This is a genomic window from Rhizobium sp. BK619, from assembly GCF_014195245.1.
GTDB classification, from domain to species: domain Bacteria; phylum Pseudomonadota; class Alphaproteobacteria; order Rhizobiales; family Rhizobiaceae; genus Rhizobium; species Rhizobium acidisoli.
Genome location: NZ_JACIBH010000005.1, coordinates 65256 through 80868, shown reverse-complemented (window position 1 = coordinate 80868; position 15613 = coordinate 65256). Strand labels below are relative to the sequence as shown.

General features: G+C 61.2%; 17 protein-coding genes and 1 tRNA gene. 7 read left to right on the top strand and 11 right to left on the bottom strand.

Annotated elements, in window-relative coordinates:
* The first annotated feature begins 208 nt into the window (after positions 1–208).
* Positions 209–589: a hypothetical protein gene (locus FHX14_RS10710; RefSeq protein ID WP_003586307.1), complete on the top strand. Its 381-nt coding sequence runs from the start codon at positions 209–211 to the stop codon at positions 587–589.
* 158 nt (positions 590–747) lie between these two features.
* Here the strand turns inward: FHX14_RS10710 and FHX14_RS10705 are convergent.
* Positions 748–832 (bottom strand) — tRNA-Leu (locus tag FHX14_RS10705).
* Positions 833–1013: 181 nt separating this feature from the next.
* On the opposite strand from FHX14_RS10705, the gene lipB reads away from it, so the two are divergent.
* On the top strand, positions 1014–1733 hold the full coding sequence (gene lipB, locus FHX14_RS10700; RefSeq protein WP_054183082.1) for a lipoyl(octanoyl) transferase LipB: 720 nt from the start codon (positions 1014–1016) through the stop codon (positions 1731–1733).
* Positions 1734–1868: 135 nt separating this feature from the next.
* On the top strand, positions 1869–2513 hold the full coding sequence (locus FHX14_RS10695) for an isoprenylcysteine carboxylmethyltransferase family protein (RefSeq protein WP_184377085.1): 645 nt from the start codon (positions 1869–1871) through the stop codon (positions 2511–2513).
* Positions 2514–2572: 59 nt separating this feature from the next.
* On the opposite strand, the gene FHX14_RS10690 is transcribed toward FHX14_RS10695, so the two are convergent.
* From FHX14_RS10690 to FHX14_RS10680, 3 genes are all read right to left on the bottom strand, one after another.
* A complete protein-coding gene (locus FHX14_RS10690; RefSeq protein WP_184377084.1) occupies positions 2573–2938 on the bottom strand; it encodes a hypothetical protein in 366 nt (121 codons plus the stop codon).
* A gap of 326 nt (positions 2939–3264) precedes the next feature.
* Positions 3265–3795 (bottom strand): BON domain-containing protein, encoded by a 531-nt coding sequence (locus tag FHX14_RS10685; RefSeq protein ID WP_184377083.1) that lies wholly within the window; start codon positions 3793–3795, stop codon positions 3265–3267.
* Positions 3796–3899: 104 nt separating this feature from the next.
* A complete protein-coding gene (locus FHX14_RS10680; RefSeq protein WP_184377082.1) occupies positions 3900–4406 on the bottom strand; it encodes a peptide deformylase in 507 nt (168 codons plus the stop codon).
* A 242-nt stretch (positions 4407–4648) separates the two neighbouring features.
* Here FHX14_RS10680 and mgtE point away from each other — a divergent pair, with 242 nt between their 5' ends.
* Together mgtE and FHX14_RS10670 are read left to right on the top strand one after the other, a co-directional pair.
* Positions 4649–6064, top strand: a complete 1416-nt coding sequence (mgtE, locus tag FHX14_RS10675; protein ID WP_184377081.1) for a magnesium transporter — start codon at positions 4649–4651, stop codon at positions 6062–6064.
* 64 nt (positions 6065–6128) lie between these two features.
* On the top strand, positions 6129–6521 hold the full coding sequence (locus FHX14_RS10670; RefSeq protein ID WP_037073057.1) for a MerR family DNA-binding transcriptional regulator: 393 nt from the start codon (positions 6129–6131) through the stop codon (positions 6519–6521).
* 12 nt (positions 6522–6533) lie between these two features.
* Here the strand turns inward: FHX14_RS10670 and FHX14_RS10665 are convergent, their stop codons facing one another.
* Both FHX14_RS10665 and FHX14_RS10660 read right to left on the bottom strand, forming a co-directional pair.
* Positions 6534–7523, bottom strand: coding sequence for a DUF1624 domain-containing protein (locus FHX14_RS10665; protein WP_184377080.1), 990 nt, complete (start codon positions 7521–7523; stop codon positions 6534–6536).
* Positions 7523–8287: a DUF599 domain-containing protein gene (locus tag FHX14_RS10660; RefSeq protein ID WP_184377079.1), complete on the bottom strand. Its 765-nt coding sequence runs from the start codon at positions 8285–8287 to the stop codon at positions 7523–7525. The genes FHX14_RS10665 and FHX14_RS10660 overlap by 1 nt, the downstream gene beginning before the upstream one ends.
* Positions 8288–8481: 194 nt before the next feature.
* Between FHX14_RS10660 and FHX14_RS10655 the strand changes: the two genes are divergently transcribed.
* Positions 8482–9885 carry an L-serine ammonia-lyase gene (locus FHX14_RS10655; RefSeq protein ID WP_003586320.1) on the top strand — a complete coding sequence of 468 codons (1404 nt, stop codon included), beginning with the start codon at positions 8482–8484 and terminating at the stop codon, positions 9883–9885.
* Between the two features lie 162 nt (positions 9886–10047).
* A complete protein-coding gene (locus tag FHX14_RS10650; protein ID WP_003579422.1) occupies positions 10048–10485 on the top strand; it encodes a DUF1489 family protein in 438 nt (145 codons plus the stop codon).
* 49 nt (positions 10486–10534) lie between these two features.
* Here the strand turns inward: FHX14_RS10650 and FHX14_RS10645 are convergent, their stop codons facing one another.
* The 5 genes from FHX14_RS10645 to pip form a co-directional block, all read right to left on the bottom strand.
* Entirely contained in the window at positions 10535–10810 is a 276-nt protein-coding gene (locus FHX14_RS10645; RefSeq protein WP_003586322.1) for a hypothetical protein, read from the bottom strand.
* A gap of 113 nt (positions 10811–10923) precedes the next feature.
* The gene (locus FHX14_RS10640; RefSeq protein WP_184377078.1) at positions 10924–12498 is read right to left on the bottom strand and encodes an SPOR domain-containing protein; all 1575 of its coding nucleotides are present in this window, start codon (positions 12496–12498) and stop codon (positions 10924–10926) included.
* A gap of 135 nt (positions 12499–12633) precedes the next feature.
* Positions 12634–13419, bottom strand: a complete 786-nt coding sequence (locus FHX14_RS10635) for a hypothetical protein (protein WP_003586324.1) — start codon at positions 13417–13419, stop codon at positions 12634–12636.
* Between the two features lie 228 nt (positions 13420–13647).
* A complete protein-coding gene (locus tag FHX14_RS10630; RefSeq protein ID WP_184377077.1) occupies positions 13648–14253 on the bottom strand; it encodes a transglutaminase-like cysteine peptidase in 606 nt (201 codons plus the stop codon).
* Between the two features lie 365 nt (positions 14254–14618).
* A complete protein-coding gene (gene pip / locus FHX14_RS10625; protein ID WP_184377076.1) occupies positions 14619–15587 on the bottom strand; it encodes a prolyl aminopeptidase in 969 nt (322 codons plus the stop codon).
* Positions 15588–15613 lie beyond the last annotated feature (26 nt).

Below are 15613 nucleotides of genomic sequence, written 5' to 3'. Positions count from 1 at the left end.
CTTGGAAAGCGTTTCCCTGAAGGGAGATGGTGCGGTCGAGAGGCGATCAGACCGCCAACGAGTTCAATGAGACCCGGTTTTCGTTGGCCTACGTTGAGCCGTTTTGAGCCCCTGTTCCTCTCAGTGTACCAAAAACTGTACCAAGATCGGGTATAAAACTGATCGTCCTCCCCTGACCGATCCACTCATAGAGCGTAGGAAGAAGCCGATGCCCATTGACACGAAAACACTGGCCGAAGCTCGGACTTTGGTGGTCAGGGCAGGCATGGCTGGCTTTAGCCCCGCTACTAATGCACCGGCGGCTACTGAGGGCAGCCCGGTAGCAATTGCGCTAATTGATCCGCCGGTACGATCTACCGGCGTTCCCAACTTCGATAAGATCGATCCTGACAGGCCGGGCGTAGTCCGCAGCAGCAGCATCCTGCTCGCCCTGCGTGACGGCACGCCGTTGCCACCTGTGGTGCTGTTTCAGCGAGCGGGCGAGCGGCGCTATGAACTGCGCGAGGGCTTCCACCGCCTGCACCTGTGCGCGGCATTGGGGTACACCCACATTCTAGCCATGATAACGAATTGGAAACCTGAGGAGTAGAGGCAGTTTATTCTAACAACCAAGCTAGATTGGCGCTCGCCGCGTGAATGGTACACGGAGATTCAGAGGTAGGCTGTTGAACGGATTAACTTTAAGCTGAAAAGCAAAAAATCCCCGGGCACCAAAAGCGGTTAAGCCGTTGATATATCGGGGATTTTTGGTGCGGTCGAGAAGACTCGAACTTCCACGGGTTGCCCCACAGCGACCTCAACGCTGCGCGTCTACCAATTCCGCCACGACCGCATCGTGGTAGGTGCCGATTTGCGTCGGCGGGGCAGCATGTAGCAAAAGCATTTGGGGTGCACAAGGGCGATATGACAGTTTTTTTCAAAACCGGTCACAGCATTTGAATTGGCCCCGAAACGGGTCCATATAGGTTTCCTGCCGCCCCTTTTTTCAGGCATTTCGGGGAGAGCGGCAAGGAATGGCCATGCTTCGCACCGATCTCGAATTCTCCATGCTCCCGAATCTCGGCAACCGCCCGGTGCGCTGGCGCATCGCCGATGGCCTCGTTGCCTATGAGGAGGCGGTGGAGACGATGGAGCGCGAAGTGGCGGTGATATCAGAGGGCGGCGACGAACTCGTCTGGCTCGTCGAGCATCCACCGCTCTATACCGCGGGCACCAGTGCCAATGCCGAGGATCTCGTCCAGCCGGACCGGTTTCCGGTCTTTGCGACTGGGCGCGGCGGTGAATATACCTATCACGGCCCCGGCCAGCGGGTCGCCTATGTGATGCTCGACCTGAAGCGCAGGCGGCAGGACGTGCGCGCCTTCGTCGCCGCCCTCGAGGACGTCGTCATCCGCACGCTTGATATGATGAATGTGCGCGGCGAGCGGCGCGAGGATCGCGTCGGCGTCTGGGTGCGGCGGCCGGAAAAGCCGTTGCTTGCCGATGGAACGATGGCCGAGGACAAGATCGCCGCCCTCGGGATCAGGCTGCGGAAATGGGTGACCTTCCACGGACTGTCACTCAACGTCGATCCCGATCTCGATCATTTCGGCGGCATCGTGCCCTGCGGAATCTCGGCCTATGGCGTGACCAGCCTGGTCGATCTTGGCTTGCCGGTGATGATGGCCGATGTCGATATGCGGCTGCGCACCGCCTTCGAGGCGGTTTTTGGCGAAACGATGAGCGAAAGCTGAGCGTTCGAAACGGCGCCCTGTCCCCGTCAATTTGCATCGCCGTTCTGTCAGATATGGTCGAATGCCTTAACCCATAATTAGCGCTTTCGCATATATAGCTTACCTCAACTTTGTGATGCGGAAGTCTTGCGAATTATGAAAAAACAGGCAGCGGCAAGCTGGTCATTCCTCGATGTCTATTTCGTTCTCGATATCGTCGAAAAGGTCCTAGTCGGCTATTTATTCGTTGCGATCGTCATGCGCATCGTGCCCCAGATGCAGGACAACAGGGCGATCATCGACGGCCTGCTGCTCTTTTCGGAGGGAGCCGCCGCCTTTCTCATTCTGACGCGCCGGCCGACGCGAAATGCGTCGCTGCGGCTTTATGACTGGACGGTCACCGCCATCGGCACGCTCTTCCCGCTGCTCGTCTCACCCAATACGTCGGAACCGCTGGCGCCGCTCGCACTCTGCGGCACGGTGATGGTCCTGGGTTTCATGCTGCAGATAGCGGCAAAGCTGTCATTGCGGCGAAGCTTCGGCCTGGTGCCGGCCAATCGCGGTATCAAGATCGGCGGCCCTTACAAATTTGTCCGTCATCCGATGTATGCGGGTTATCTGATGATGCATATCGGCTTCTTCCTCACTCATCCGAGCCTTTGGAATTTTGCCATCTATGCGACGGCGCTGATCGCGCAATGTTTCCGCCTCCTGGCGGAGGAGAGGCTGCTCAAACAGGATCCTGCCTACACGGCCTTCATGGCCACGACCCGCTACCGGCTTGTTCCATTCGTGTTCTAATGCGACAGAAAAGCAGATTGAAAAGAGAAGGGCCGGTTAACCGGCCCTTTCTTATTGGATCAATGCGTGGCGCGGCACGCTTCGGTGCGGGAAGCGCCGCTATCGGCACCCTTGGTGTGGGAGCCCTTCGGGCCAATCATGCTGTGGCATGGGGGCAGGGCGTTGATGCTCGCCGTGGCGGTCTTGTCCACGGCAGGGGCGGCCATGGCGCTCGGGGCAAAGCCGTCGCTGTCATTTGTGTAGTCGCTGGAATAGGCCGGGGCCTTGTGGTTGGTGTAGTGAACGGGGGCCGGCTTGGACATCTGGCTCGGGGCGAAGCCGTCGCTATCGTTGGTGTAGTCGTCGGAATAGCTCGGCTGGGCGAAAGCGGCGCCTGCAAGGCTGACGGCGAACAGGGACGCGGCAAGGGCAAATTTGATGCGCATGGGTCTATCTCCTCAATCTACTGTTGAATTTCACAACATAAAACCAACCCTCGGCGCATCAGAGTTCGCGCCCCAATTCAGGCAATTTTGTGATAAGACGGCGGCACAGCCGCGACCTTTTGTCCGAATAAAATCACAGTGTTGTCACCAAAATTGACGTTCGCGTTACAGAAGCCGCCTAAGCAAAATGACAGGATATGGCTTCTTCAAAATCATGTCGCGATGCAATCTGTAATTGTTAACTTTTTGTAATGTTGAGGTCGACACGCCGAGGCTGCGGGAGGCATTGCCGCCCGCGCCGACTATCCATGTCTTGCGCGCGTGAATCAGTCTTCGTTGGGGATATGGGCGTCGACACCGGTCAGCTGCAATTTGTTGCGGACATGGTGGACGCCGTCGACCGACAGCGCGCCGAGTTCGACCTTGCGGGCGATGCCGATCGTCTCTACCGAACCTTCCAGCGTGACGACGTGCCCGTCGGCATGAACTTCGATGCTGTTGATGTCGACCTCGGGAATGTTTTCGAGATTGTCGTTCACCCGCGCTTCGAGTTCGTCGCTTTCATCGCGGTCGATGGTATCGGCCCGCAGCGAATCCTTCAGACGGTTCTCGTTGCCGTCTGCATCCGTGCCGTCGATCCGGAAGCCTTTGTTGGGATCGCTGTCGAAATTTGCCGCCGTCTCGCCATAGGGGCGGTTGGCCGGATCGGCACCGGTACCGTCAGCATAGGGCCAACCGTCGTCGAGATTGCGTTCCTCGAGGTCGCGATAGTCTTCCTCGCGGGAAAGCCCTGCCTTTTGATCAAAAAGCTTGGCACCTTCGCGGGAAATGGGGGGCTTGTCACCTGTCCTTGCCATTGCAGTCGCTCCTAGTTTCTTTGGGGAAACGCTGGGTTTCTCTGCTGGAAACGCCGGCAGTGGCGAATGGTTCGGCGCGGGAGCCGATTTGTCAGGCCTGATCGTCAGGCTTGATTGTCAACTTGGGCCTTCTCCCATTTCTTCACGAGGCGGTCGCGCTTCAGCCGCGAGAGGCGCTGCAGCCAGAAAATGCCGTCGAGCTGGTCGACTTCGTGCTGGATGCAGATGGCGAGGAAATCGTCGGCGACATCTTCGTGCATGCCGCCCTCGGCGTCCTGATAGCGGAAGCGGATCGACCGCGGGCGCGTGACCTCGTCGGTCGCTCCCGGCATCGAGACGCTGCCTTCGACATGGCTCATCGTCTCCTTCGAGAACCAGGTGATCTCCGGGTTGACGTAGAGGCGCATGCCGTCGGTCCTGTCGAGCTCCAGCACCGTCAGGCGGGTGAAAACGCCGATATGGGCAGCGGTGATGCCGACACCGGGCGCGGCGCGCATCGTCGCCAGCAGGTCGTCGGCAAGTGCGGCAAGCGATGAATCGAAGACGGTCACCGGCGCGCAGACGGTTTTCAAACCAGGATGCGGGTAACGCAGGATCGGGCGAATGGTCATGGGGCGGCGTTCCTCGGCTCGGATGCGTGGCGAAACTATCGCCGGCCGCGGGCATTGTCATCAAGCGGCAGGTTTGCTGCTTTACGGCAGGGATGCTTTCAGCTAGCAGGAGCTATGGATTCCGGCCGCGTGAACCTCGCGCGGGGATTCGCTTATCTGCTTGTTGACAATATGTTTTCCGCCGACATTCGCGAATGCGGCGCTGTAGTCGTTGAAATTCGAACCAGATGCGAGGGCGGCAGATGACGACGACCGATGGCGAAGACCGCATCCGCAGGCGTTCCGAGGACGAGGAAGCCGATATCTACGACGAGGACGGCAATGTTCGCAGCGATTTCCTGGCGCTGGTCGGCGCCGCGATCGCCGATCGCGACACGCTGTTCCTGCGCCAGAATGTTGCCCGCCTGCATGAATCCGAAATAGGCGACCTGCTGGAAGCGATCCAGCCGGATCAGCGCCTGGCGCTGGTGCGCCTGCTCGGCGACGATTTCGACATGACGGCGCTGACCGAGGTCGACGAGGCGATCCGCCGCGAGATCGTCGACCAGATGCCGAACGAGCAGATTGCCGCCGCGATCGGCGATCTCGATTCGGACGACGCCGTCTACATTCTGGAAGATCTCGACAAGGAAGACCGGGAAGAGATCCTGGCGCAACTGCCGTTTACCGAGCGGGTCCGGCTGCGCCGGGCGCTCGATTATCCCGAAAGCTCGGCCGGCCGCCGCATGCAGACGGAATTCGTCGCCGTGCCGCCGTTCTGGACTGTGGGACAGACGATCGACTACATGCGTGACGAGGAGGATCTTCCCTATTCCTTCTCGCAGATCTTCGTCATCGATCCGACCTTCAAGCTGCTTGGCGCCGTCGATCTCGACCAGATCCTGCGCACCAAGCGGCAGACGAAGATCGAGCAGATCATGCGCGAGACCAACCATCCGGTCCCGGCCGAGATGGACCAGGAGGAGGCCGCCCAGCTCTTCGAGCAGTACGACCTTCTGTCGGCCGCCGTCGTCGACGAGAACGGGCGGCTGGTCGGCGTGCTGACCATCGACGATGTCGTGGACGTCATCCACGAGGAGGCGGACGAGGATATCAAGCGCCTCGGCGGCGTCGGCGACGAAGAACTGTCGGACAATGTGCTGTCGACGGCGCGTTCGCGTTTCCTCTGGCTGTTGATCAATCTCGGCACGGCAATGCTGTCGGCGAGCGTCATCGGCCTGTTCGATGCCTCAATCGAGAAGATGATCGCGCTGGCGGTGCTGATGCCGATCGTCGCCTCGATGGGCGGCAATGCCGGCACGCAGACGATGACGGTGACGGTGCGCGCACTCGCCACCCGCGATCTCGACATCTACAATGCCGGCCGCATCATTCGCAGGGAAGCGGGCGTCGGCATCCTCAACGGCATCGTCTTCGCGACGATCATGGGCGCGATCGCCGGCATATGGTTCCACGACTATCAGCTCGGCGGGGTGATCGCCGCGGCAATGATCATCAATCTGATGGCGGCAGCTCTTGCCGGCATCCTGCTGCCGCTGCTGCTCGACAAGGTCGGGGCCGACCCGGCGATCGCCTCGTCGGTCTTCGTGACGACGGTGACCGATTGTACCGGCTTTTTCGCCTTTCTCGGCATCGCCACATGGTGGTTCGGTATCTGAGTGGCGGTCAAAATTGACTATTACGTAAAAGTCAATATTATTGCCGGTTCATGACGGGGAACACATGCTGGTGAACAAATATTATAGCATAACGGAGCTGACGCGCGAATTCGGTGTCTCGACGCGCACGCTCCGCTTCTACGAGGACGAGGGACTGATCCATCCGGAGCGGCGCGGGCGCACCCGGCTCTTCCGGCAGGCCGATCGACGACTCATCGGGGAAATTCTGCGCGGTCGGCGTATCGGTTTCACCATTGCGGAGATCCGCGAGATCATCCAGGTCTACAAGGAGCCGCCGGGCGAACTCGGCCAGTTGAAGCTGCTGATGAAGCGCGTCGACGAGAAGCGCGACGACCTGCGCCAGAAGCGCAAGGATATCGACGACACGCTGGTGGAACTCGACAATATCGAAGAGGCCTGCCTCGGCCGCCTCGCCGAAATCGGCGTCACCACCTGAGCCGAGCTGAGGTTATTCCACCTCGGCGCTGCATTCGCCGGCGATCGTCTGGACCCGCTCATCGTTTTGTACGTCGATCTGGTTTGCCTGCAACTGAGTCAACAGGCTTTGGGCCTGCAATTTGTCGAGCGTGCACTGGCAGAAGCTTTGGCAGAGCGCTTCGCCCTGTTGCATGACGCAACTGGAGTTGCATTGCTTCAGGTAAGTTTCGGCCGGATCCGGCTGCGGCGGCGGGACGAGTAGCGAAAGCCCGTAGGCGATGGCGATCAGCACCGGCTGATGGATCAGGTAGAAGGCAAGGCTGTGGCGGCCAAGCCACGCCGGCCACCAGGAGCCGGTGCCAAGGGCGGCAAGCCGATGCGGCAGCCTGGTTCTGATGGCGATCGAGGCGATGCTCAATCCAGCGAAGAACGGCGTTGCCCAGGGAAACAATGGCACGTAGTCGTTCGACCGATCCGGCATGACGGCAAGGCCGATCCAGGCGAGATATTTCGGATCGAAAAAGGACGAGCGCAGCAGGCCGGGTGTGGCGAAATTGTCGATGAGCCAGGCGGCCAGGAGCGCTGTTGTCACGATCAGCGTGACGGCGAGCGGCAGCCTGATGAAAACGATACCGATCAGCGTCAGCACCGCGATACAATGCAGGATGCCGAAATAGATCCACGTCTCCGGCATGGCGATGCGCGTGGCGATCGAGATGACGGCGGCGGCCGCGGCGATCATGCCGAAACGCTTCCAGAAGGAAGGCCAGCGGACCTCCGGCTTGCTCGAGAGCACCAGGCTGATGCCGACGATGAAGAGAAAGGTCGTGGCGATCGCCCGGGCATAGATCTTCAGCCAGCCTGTCTCGGCCGTGCCCGGCGCGAGATAACCCATGAACTCCATGTCCCAGCTGAAATGGTAGCTCGCCATGGCGATCAGCGCGGCGCCGCGCGCCGTGTCCAACAGGCCGATGCGCGGCGGTCTTGCCGCCGCATCGGCTTCGATTGCCGGCAATGTCATTACAGTTCCTCGGGCAAATCACGTCCGTCGCTCGACGGCATGTCGCGGCGAATGGCGGAAAGGTTGAGATTCGATGGCGGGCCGGCATCCATGATCGCCAGCCGCGCCTGCGAGAAGAATTGCCGCCGCGCCAGCACGAAGATGACGATCGCGGTCGTCGTCATGAAGACATAGGGGTTGATGAACCAGCCGAGATAGCCGATCGACAGGAAGATCGCTCGGAGGCCCTCGTTGAAATTGCTGCCGGCAATGACATTCATGCGGATGACGCGTTCGGCGGCCCGCTCGGCGGCGATTATGTCGCTCTCGGCGTCGCGCAGCATCGGGATCGAGCCGAACAGAATGGTGCAGTAGTTGAACAACCGATAGGACCAGCCGAACTTGAAGAAGGCGTAGCCGAACAGCACTGCCAGCCCGCCGACCTTCATCTCGAAGACGCCATGGCCGCCATGCAAGACGAAGGGCAGGTCGGCGAAGACGGCGTCGACCTTCTCCGTCGCCCCGAGCAGTGCGAAGCAACTGCCCAGGGCGAAGATCGAGGTCGACGCGAAGAAGGCGGTGCCGTTCTGCAGGCCCGCCATGATCTGCGTGTCGATCATCTTCAGGTCGCGACGCAGCGAATTATAGATCCACTCGCGGCGCCGTTCGATCATCGCATGGGTGAGGCTGGTGCGTCCGAAGAAGGTGCGGCCATGCAGCAGCCAGGAATAGCCCATCCAGACACAGGCAAAGAAGGCCAGAGCGATATAGTCCGCCGTCGTCATCAGTGATTCAGTCTCCGCATGAAGTGCGGCCACCTTACATATGCATCGAAATGCTGCAATGACTGGTAAGGCGGGCGTCATCGTTTTAATGTCCGGCCACAATGTCGCACCGGCTGCATGCGATGTCGGTGGTCCGCACGGATGGAAAACCGGCGTCGCTTAAGCTTGCATCCTCGTAATCAGAAGGCACATCCATGTTTCTCTCGGTATTCGATGTCTTCAAGATCGGTGTCGGGCCGTCGAGCTCGCACACGATGGGTCCGATGTCGGCCGCCAACCGGTTTCTCGCGCTGATCTTGTCGAACGAATGGCCGCGCCCGTCCTCGGGCGCGCAGGTCGTGGCGATCACGGTCAGCCTACACGGTTCGCTCGCGCATACCGGCATCGGCCACGGCACGGGCAGGGCCGTCATTCTCGGGCTGATGGGCGAGGCGCCCGACAGCGTCGATCCCGACAAGATGGACGGTATCGTCGATACGGTGGAGCGCACCGGCCGCATCACGCCGGAGGGGCATCCCGGCTATCAGTTCCAGCCGAAGACCGACCTGATCTTCGACAAGAAACAGCCGCTGCCCGGCCATGCCAACGGCATGATCTTTTCCGCTTTTGACCGGGACGGCCGGCTGCTCGTCAAGCGCGTCTATTATTCGGTCGGCGGCGGTTTCGTCGTCACCGACACCGAGCTGGAACAGATGCGGGCGAAGAAGAATGCGGCCGGCGGCACACGCGTGCCCTATCCCTTCGCGACCGCCAGGCAGATGCTCGACATGGCCGAGCGCTCCGGGTTGTCGATCGCGCAGATGAAGCGGGCGAACGAGGAGAGCCAGCGCAGCCCGGAGGAGCTCGATCAGGGGCTCGACCGCATCTGGGAGGCGATGCGCTCCTGCATCGAGCGCGGCCTCAAGGTCGAGGGCATCATGCCTGGTGGTCTCAACGTCAAGCGCCGCGCCCGCCGGATTCACGACAAGCTGGAGGAGGAGTGGCGCAGCAACCGCGTCAACCCGCTGCTCGCCAACGACTGGCTGAGCGTCTATGCGATGGCCGTCAATGAGGAGAATGCCGCCGGCGGGCGCGTCGTTACGGCGCCGACCAACGGGGCTGCCGGCGTCATTCCGGCGACGATCCGCTATTACGAGCATTTCCACGAGGACTGGGATCAGAACGGCATCCGTGATTACCTGCTGACGGCCGCGGCTATCGGCGGCATCATCAAGCACAATGCCTCGATCTCCGGCGCCGAGGTCGGCTGTCAGGGCGAGGTCGGCTCGGCGGCCGCGATGGCGGCCGCCGGCCTTGCCGCCGTCATGGGCGGCACGCCGGAGCAGATCGAGAACGCCGCCGAAATCGCGCTCGAACATCATCTCGGCATGACCTGCGATCCGGTCGCGGGCCTGGTGCAGGTTCCCTGCATCGAGCGCAACGCGCTCGGCGCCGTCAAGGCGGTCACCGCGGCATCGCTGGCGGTCAAAGGCGACGGCCAGCATTTCGTGCCACTCGACGCCTGTATCGAGACGATGCGCCAGACCGGCAATGACATGAGCGAGAAATACAAGGAAACGTCGACGGGCGGCCTTGCCGTCAATGTCGTCGAATGCTGAGTTTGTGGACGCGTGCGTTAGCGCGGATCAGCGCTTCACGGAAGCGCTGATCCGCTCTAAGTTTTTGTTTTTACGCAATTCCGGACGGAAAACCGCTTAACACTTTTCCTGGAATTGCTTTAGATGCTTGACGCCTGCCGCCAAAAGGATTTCAACGGCGGCATGGCATTGCATCTCATCAAACTCTGTGTCGGCGCCGACTCGATAGACGATCTGCGCGAATGGGTGGCGGAGCGGTCGCTCAGCGCCATCGCCGCCGGCCTTGAGCCGCATTCGGTGCACACGACGCGCATGGTGCCGAAGCGCATGGAGGAGCTGCTTGACGGCGGCTCGCTTTACTGGGTGATCAAGGGGCAGGTACAGGCGCGGCAGAAGCTGCTCGGCATCGAGACCTTTACCGACGGCGAGGGCATCTCGCGCTGCCGGCTGATGCTCGGCCCGGAGGTCATCGAGACGGCTGTGCAGCCGAAACGTCCCTTCCAGGGCTGGCGTTATTACACTGAGGATGACGTGCCGCGCGACCTGATGAGCCTCGGCGCCGGCATCGTCGAAATGCCCGCGGACCTTCGCCGCGAGCTGACGGAACTTGGCCTGCTCTAACGCCTGTCACCCAAAAACACGTCTCCGATCTGGGCGGTAGCACCAAACTTTAGCGCAGGCGCAGTTGCACCGGCGCGCTGCCATCAGGCGAGGTCACATGCAGATGGATGCGGGCTTCGGGCTGGGAATAGCGCCAGGCGCGGGCGCCGTGGCAAAGCAGCAGATTGATGAGGTCGCGGGTCTTCGGAGACTTCGCCTTCGGCCGCTGCAGGCCGATCTCGGCCAGCCGCATCGCCGCCTCGTGCAACGGATGCAGCGATGAACGCCCCTTGGCCGCCATGCGGCGGTCTGAAGGCATTCCCGGAACATTCTCATTGATCGCCATTGTTTTCCCCGTACGCCATACTGATCGAGTTCAAGAACGATGGCCGGAAACGCAAACACCGATTCCGGCCGTTACCGATGCCGCCGGCCATGTTGCAGGCAGCACCGAATAGCTCATTGGGCAGCCGCCCAGCACTTGATACCGGCCTTCTTCAAGGCCTTGCAGGCATTGACCGCATCGCGCTGGTCGTCGAAACCGCCGAAGCGGGCGCGGTAAAGCTGGTCACCGCCGGCGGCATAGGCGACGGCGAAAGGCTTTGCCGAGGCCAGTGCCTTGCCGCCCTTGCTCTTGGCGCTCTCCAGAAGATCCATGGCCATCTGCCGGCTCGGCGAAACGCCGACCTGCACGACCCAGCCGGTCGGGCCATTGTTGCTTGAAGCGGCGCCGGCCGAGGTTGGGGTGGTCGAAGCGGTGGTGACGTTGTCGACCGCCGTATCAGCCTGTTCCGGCTGTACGGAAGCGGGTGCCGGCTTCGGCGCGGTGAGCGATGCCTGCTGCTTGAAGGTCGTGGTCTTGACCTTGGTCGGCGCCGGCATCGGCTGGGCGACCAGCGGATTGTCGGATTTCGGCTGAGCGGTTTCGGTATAGGCGACTTCGGTCTCGGCGACCTGATAACGGGCATCCGGCAGCGGGCCTTTATGCGGCAGGCTGAGATCGGCAGCGGCTGCCGAAACCGGCGGCTGCGCCGCGGTGATCGTCTTTGCCACCTGCGGCTGGGCCTTCTGCGGCATGACCGGAGCCGGTGTGACGATCATCGCCGGGGCAGGGGCTGCCTCAGCGATCAGTGCCGACGATCCGCCGCGGCTCGATGCCTTCGGCAGATAGGTGGCGATCAGATTACGCATCTGGGCGTCGCGGGCAGGCGTCGAGGCGCCGCCGAGCACGACGCCGACGATCGACTTGCCGTCCACCTGTACCGAACTCACCAGATTGAAGCCGGCAGCGCGGGTATATCCGGTCTTGATGCCGTCGACGCCGCGCACAGAACCGACGAGGCGATTGTGGCTGCGGATCGTGCGGGTGCCGAACTTGAAGGCGCGGGTGGAGAAATAGCCGTAATATTGCGGAAAATGCTGGCGAAGGGCGATGCCGAGACGGGCCTGATCGCGCGCCGTCGTCATCTGCGCCGTATTCGGCAGGCCGTTGGCGTTGCGATAGGTGGTGCGGGTCATGCCGAGCGCATGCGCCTTGGCGGTCATCAGCTGGGCGAAACGATCTTCGCTGCCGCCGCCGAGCATTTCGCCAAGCGCGGTTGCGGCATCATTGGCCGACAGGGTGACGAGGCCGAGAATGCCCTGCTCGACGGTGATCGTGCCGCCGGCGCGAACGCCAAGCTTGGTCGGCGCCTGAGCTGCCGCATGGGCGGAGAAGGGAACCGGCGTATCGAGACGGATGCGACCCTGCTCCAGCGCCTCGAAGGTCATGTAGATGGTCATCATCTTGGTCAGCGAGGCCGGATATTGCAGCCGGTCGGCATTCTCGCTGTAGAGAACGTTGCCGGTCTTGGCGTCGACGACGATGCCCGCATATTTCGAATTCGCCGCTTCCGCTTCGGCACTGACCGAATCGACCAGGACGACCGTGAGGGCCACCGAAAGGATCGCCATGAGCTTTGCAAAAAAGCTGCCGGATCGGGACGATGATACGGAGGAGACTGACCTTGACACTATTCCACTCTTCGCTTGCATTTCAGATATTTGGCATTCGGATTTCGGCGTCGGGACGGCACGCCTCCCGCAGTACAGCCCGTCTTTTGAATTTACCGATTGGGCGTTACCAATCCGTTTATGATGAATCGTTTATTTCGCTGTCCGGGGAGCATTTTAGGGACTTGTCGCAGAACGGTTCATAAGGCGCGCCTCCACAAAGATGCGGATAGCGGCATCAATATGTTCCCAGTCGTTAAGATGGCTGCTTGAAAAGCGGTAGAGGACGCTGAGATCCCTGCCGACTTTGATATCGCGCTGACAATCCCCGCTCGCCGCCTTGTCCGGGGCTGAAGGCAGGATGCAGCGCACGACGTAATCCGGCCCGCCCTTGACGGGCGCCGTCAGCAGCACCTCGTCGCCGTAACCCGCGTCGGCGCGAAGACGGTGCAGCGTCAGGCCGTCGCGGAAGGGCTCTGCCGGTCCTTCGAGCAGGTGCGAATAGATCGGCTCCAGCCGCCCGGACATATCGCGCGACATGGTGCTCTGGGTCAGCTGCAGGAAGATCAGGCCGGAGGATTGGCCGATATCGTCGAATCGAATGTGGTTTTTCTTGCCGTAGCCCTGCATCTCCGGCCAGGCGAGGTAGAGATCGACACGTTCGGCCGCACCATCATGCCTCTGACTCGGGAAGCGGATGGCATTCTCGGGGAATTTCACGGTGTCGCGGCCGATGGCCAGCGTGATATCGGCCGTGCTGTCGGTGTTGCCGGCAAGCGAGATATGCCGGCCGAACCAACGGCCGCCGATGCTGATGGCGACGGTCAGCACCGCCAGAACGGCGATCACCGCCATCGTGCGGAGGAGAAACCCCATGGAAATAAGCGGCTGCTCGTCGGGTGCGCTGTGCGCGGCATGGCTCATGGCGGTGCTTCGTGTTTCGGTCCGCCGCAGGATGAACATGAGCCGCCGGTGCCGATGATGAGTCTGATCGGCATGATCGGACCGGCACGGTTAATAATTCACTAAGATTGCAGGGGCGTGGGGCGCGCCCGGGGACAAAAGCCTGTCCCAAAAAAAGAGCGAGCCGTTCCCGGGACAGCGGGAACGGCTCTTGGGCGCCGGTCGGGGACGGGATGCGGGGACTGACCGGGCCGCAGGCTGCAACCGGCATGAGCCGGCAGGCTGTTCTTACTTGACGCTACCGACCGCGACAGCGCGCCCGTCCTGGAGCTTCGACCAGCGGGCCGGATTGTCGGCGGACTGACGCTTCAGGTAGGTGTATTCGGTATCCGACCACAGCAGCACCTTGTTGCGCATGTTGTCGAGAATGAAGTCGCCGTGATCGGTACGAACAGTCAGCACGGCATGGCCTTCGCCGTTCGGCTGCAGCACGACGGTGATCAGCGTGTCGGATGGCGAGAAGCCGTCTTCGATCAGCATCTTGCGCTTCAGCAGGGCATAATCCTCACAGTCGCCGACCGTCGTGGGATAGGCCCAGCGTTCTTCGACGCCGTAAATCTGTTCATCGGTCTCCGGCTGGATCGTCGAATTGACGGTGTAGTTGACCTTGAGAATTTCCTTCCAGCGATCCTCGGTGAGGATGGCCGGCCCGGCATCGCCGCCGGCAAAGGCACATTCCGTCGGATTCGCCTTGCAGAATTCATAGTGCCCGATCGGCGGGCTTGCATTGCCTGCCAGGGCCATGCTGGCGGGCATCGCTTGTCCCGAACCCGCCATTGCCATCATGAGGGCACCGGCCAGAAGGCCGCCTTTCCAGATGTTTGCAATTGTCATTGCCGTCTCCCCGTAAGTTGAGGCGACAATGACACGGACGTTTTTATCTCACGGAAAATTACGCAATAGAATTAAAGGCTTAGTTGATTCAAATGCCTGGAAAACTTGACTAAAAACAATCTCGAATGCGCATAAAATTCGACGCGTATTTGTCTCGAAATCGATTAAAATTGTAATTCCCGCAACAAGGCTTTGACCCGCGAAAAGCCTGCACTGCCGTCCTGGCGTTAAGGATTTTCGTTGAGCCGGGTAAGGGCCGTTTGCGGTCCGGCGGCGCGGAGCGGGCCGGCAATGCCGCTGGAATCGGCGGATTCGACGCGCTCGAAAGCTGGCTGTCGCTCGGATTCCGGATTTGGGCGGCAAAATTATTTTTGATGGAGATGGCGAAATCGATCGGTGGCGGCGACGATCGCGGCGCTCATATTGGGATTTGCGGTGGAATGGGCAGCATGCGGAAGAATCTGCAGCTCGCTTTGCGGCCAGGCGCGGGCCAGTTCCCAGGCAGTGACCAGCGGCGCCTCGATATCGAACCGCCCCTGCAGCAGGATCGCCGGAATGCCTGCCAGCCGGTCGGCATTGTTCAAAAGCTGGCCGTCCTCCAGCCAGGCGCCATTGGCAAAATAGTGGGTGATGATGCGGGCGCGCGTCAGCAAATAAGCCGGATCGGCCCAGCGGCGCGGCAGGCCTTTGGGATCGGCGAGCAGGATGGAAGCCGCTTCCCAGTCATGCCAGTCGCGCGCCGCCTTCAGGCGCGTCTCTGAGTCGGGATGATTGAGGAGATGATGATAGGTGGCAACCATGTCCAGGTCTTGCTCCTGGCAGCACGCCGCCCGGCGGAAACGGTGCCATTCTTCCGGGAAAAGCGGCGCCATGCCGCGATAGAGCCAGTCGATTTCCGAGCGCCTTGTGGTGGTCACGCCTGATATGACGATCGCGGCGACGCGCTGCGGATGGGTTTCGGCATACGTGAGCGCCAGCGTCGATCCCCAGGAGTTGCCGAAAACCAGCCAGGTGTCGATGCCGAAGAAGACCCGCAGCCGTTCGATATCGGCGACGAGATGCCAGGTGGTGTTGAGGGAGAGATCGGTTTCGGGATCGGCAGCGCTCGGCAGACTGCGGCCGCAATTGCGCTGATCGAACAGAATGATTCGATAGGCGTCCGGATCGAAATGGCGCCGCGCCGTCGTCGAACAGCCGGAGCCCGGCCCGCCATGCAGCACCAGCGCCGGCCAGCCGGCCGGAGTGCCGCAGGCCTCCCAATAGATCAGGTTGCCGTCACCCGTGTCGAGCAGGCCATGATCATAGGGTTCGATTTCCGGATAGAGAGCCGACATCGTTCTGCCTGTCGCAGGTTGTTCTA